Source organism: Prevotella sp. MGM1 (genome assembly GCF_002933775.1).
Lineage (GTDB): Bacteria > Bacteroidota > Bacteroidia > Bacteroidales > Bacteroidaceae > Prevotella.
Genome location: NZ_BEWV01000045.1, coordinates 1 through 2,948, shown reverse-complemented (window position 1 = coordinate 2,948; position 2,948 = coordinate 1). Strand labels below are relative to the sequence as shown.

At 48.3% G+C, this 2,948-nt stretch carries 5 protein-coding genes; 3 read left to right on the top strand and 2 right to left on the bottom strand.

The genetic code is table 11. The annotated features are described in order from the left end of the window. Together MoGM_RS00915 and MoGM_RS00910 are read left to right on the top strand one after the other, a co-directional pair. A partial coding sequence (locus MoGM_RS00915) for a DUF3575 domain-containing protein (RefSeq protein WP_158249533.1) occupies window positions 1-220 on the top strand: 220 nt, incomplete at its 5' end. 62 nt (window positions 221-282) lie between these two features. Further along, window positions 283-1,200: a DUF5119 domain-containing protein gene (locus MoGM_RS00910; protein ID WP_158249532.1), complete on the top strand. Its 918-nt coding sequence runs from the start codon at window positions 283-285 to the stop codon at window positions 1,198-1,200. A gap of 110 nt (window positions 1,201-1,310) precedes the next feature. Here the strand turns inward: MoGM_RS00910 and MoGM_RS00905 are convergent, their stop codons facing one another. Then, complete coding sequence (locus MoGM_RS00905) at window positions 1,311-2,354, bottom strand: fimbrillin family protein (RefSeq protein ID WP_104368352.1); 1,044 nt, start codon at window positions 2,352-2,354, stop codon at window positions 1,311-1,313. An 87-nt stretch (window positions 2,355-2,441) separates the two neighbouring features. Here MoGM_RS00905 and MoGM_RS12900 point away from each other — a divergent pair, with 87 nt between their 5' ends. Continuing rightward, a complete protein-coding gene (locus tag MoGM_RS12900) occupies window positions 2,442-2,591 on the top strand; it encodes a hypothetical protein (protein WP_158249531.1) in 150 nt (49 codons plus the stop codon). A gap of 114 nt (window positions 2,592-2,705) precedes the next feature. Here MoGM_RS12900 and MoGM_RS13245 read toward each other — a convergent pair. Beyond that, on the bottom strand, window positions 2,706-2,948 hold a 243-nt coding region (locus MoGM_RS13245; RefSeq protein WP_233210091.1), incomplete at its 5' end, for a hypothetical protein.

The following is a 2,948-nucleotide window of genomic DNA, read 5'->3' as shown; positions in this document are numbered from 1 at the left end:
TCTGTGGCCCGTGGGCAGGCGCTTTGCCATTGAGGCTGAGGGCGGCGGAGGCTGGATGATGACGCGTTATAAGGAATATATCCCTTATGAAGGGCATCATCTGTATGTGCGTACACAAAATATGAATTTTTATGGACCGCTGAGATTAAAACTGTCGCTCGTTTGGCTGCTGGGAACGGCTGCGCATTACAACAAGAAAGGGAAAGGAGAAAGAAAATGAAACATCACCCCACATGTATTCTGCCATTCCGGCGACTATCCCTGACCTTTATCCTGCCGGTCTTGCTTTCAGCGTTTGTTTCGTGCAGGGAGGAGCTTTGTTACAACCACTTCGGCGAGGCGGAAGTCTGCTTCCAATGGCCCGAGACATCTCCTTCGGAACCGTTTTTCCCCGAAGGTGTGACCATGTTGGTCTATGGTGACGATTCGGACCGGCCCACCGAAAACTTTATCTCGCCCACAGGCGGTAATGTGGGTTTCGGAAGCGGGAAGGCCCGGTCCATACTGGTGTACAACAATGATACCGAAAATATTCGTTTTTTTGGTTTGTCACTTCCCACTACCGCATACGCCACTTCCACTCCCGCCGGCCGCTCCGTTCCTGCCGGTGTCCGCGGGTTGCATCCCGGCGAGTCTGCTCTCAATCCCCCAGACATACTCTATGCCGCCTATGTCGAGACATTGCCCGACCTTGACTCCCACGAAAAGCTCGACCTCTCCTTCGACATGAGAAAACTGGTGAATGACTATGAAATCACTTATGAATTCGAGTACGGTGGCAACCGGGTTGTCCTTGCGCGCGGCGCATTGGCGGGGATGGCGGAGACGGTCCTCCTGCATAATGGAGCCACGCCCCAGGGCGGTGCCACGCTGCTGTATGACTGTGATTTGGTCGGACATAATGTCCGTGCCTCGGTTCCCTCATTCGGCGTGCCGGGCTATCCGGGCAACGGTACGGCTGTGCGTACTTCCTCCCGTCACACACTGCAACTGGAGGTGAAACTTGTTAACGGCAAAGTCAAGGAATTCGTGTTTGATGTCACCGACCAACTTTCCGGCCAACCTCGTGGCGGCGTAATCCATGTTTCGGGATTGCGTATTGAAGACAACGAGAGTTCCAGTGACTCCGGCTTTGATGCGGATGTTGACGACTGGGGCAACAACGAGGAGATAGATTTGCCGGTAGGCGGGCAGCAATGACAGGGAATATGCCTGATAGGGGTATTGGAGGGGAAAGTATATAAAAGAAACGGGAACCTGACGATTTTGTCAGGTTCCTGTTTCTTTTAGGTAATGCCGCTTTTGTTTGGTTAGCTGCCTACGTTAAAGTCTGTTCCCGGTGATTCTGTCCAATCCACAATACCGTTGGTGGCATCAACAGAGAATTCGATTTTTTGAACTCCGGCGGCGCTGCCGTTTACCGTGATGTTATACGTATATGATGTTCCGACTGCCCATGTGGGTTGAAGGTTGCCTTTTATGTAATCGGTCTTTATGACATCGGAGCCTTGTTTGACTGTAACCTTGAAACTCAACGTGACATTATTTGAGGAATAGGTAACAGGAAGTACATATCCGTGCTGGGTAGTGAGCGTTTTGGCTGCGACCGCTTCAGTTCCTTCCCCGGCAGGTATTTCGGCTTGAATCACGTTGTCCGTCCCTTCGATATTCAGAGGAACCATGGTCCACTCGCTACTTGCAAGATTGTATTCTATTGTACGTGATTGGTTGCTCCATGCTCCTGATTTGGATGAGAAATCAGCCTTGTCATACACATTGTGTAATTCTACTTCTGAGATTTCAATGGTGAAGTCCGGGTCAAATCCGCTTTTGAACGAAGCCTTCACACGCGAAAGCAGATGTTTGAAACTGAAAGAAACAGGCGTATTACCTGTCTCCTTGCCGGTAATGGCTCCGGATTCCGCATAAATCAGGTCGTGCTGGTGGTCTTTGTTGCATACGAAATCGGTAATCTTGAAAGTACCCGCATCCGGACCTGTCGTAGCGAATTCGGGAGTTCCCTTGGTCAAGGCTATATTCTCACAGCTGTATGCGTAAAATTTGTAGGTTGCATCCTTTATCCAATATTTGGAAGCTCCGTCATACGTCCAATTATCAGCGTCTTTAGAAACTTCCACTCCGCTGAATACTGTATGGTAGTCGGAAATGTCCTTTGGGGTATAACCGCCATAAACCATGAATTTGTTGAAGTTGTCATTAGTTAACGCACGGGTGACATTCGTGTTGAAACAAATTGCCGTACCAGATTCGAGGCTTTCCTCAATAAGGTCGGTGCTTGTACATGCGACCATTGACAAAGTAGCCGCAACACAAGATAAATACTTTTTAATCATAAATTAGTTTGAACTTTGTTTAAATAAAAATAATATTCAATTTGGGGCTGCAAAATTACAAAATAATACGTATACAGCCAAAAAAATATGAAAGAAGTATACAGACGCAGGTGGATAGTGTCACTAAATCAAAACTTAAATGAAACAGCCGTGTCCGTCGCACGGCAGGTCAAAGACGGAAAAAAAGAGATGTGCGGTTTCATGGCGATGTTCGGAAAACAGGGCGGAGTATCGTGAAGTGTATCGTGACGGGGCTTGGATTTTCGCTTCGCAAACGGTATATTTGTGAATAAGAAAGCGATGATTGATTATTGCGCTTGTGAATAATATTTACAAAATAAGAAGCAAAAACTATACGATGGCAACCGAAAGGCAAATATTTATGCAGATGGTATTGACTGTGATTTTTGACAACGGCACGTGGCGAAGTCTTCTGGCATCGTTGCGGTATACTGTAATGACGCGCGGTTTGACGGTCTGACACGCCGTCACGGCATATTTCAGCGGGGCGTCCGGTGCATGGCATCGGACGCCCCGCTGCGTTTGCGGGTGTCGGGATGGGCGGTAAATGCCTTTTTTTATGCTGCATTCGGT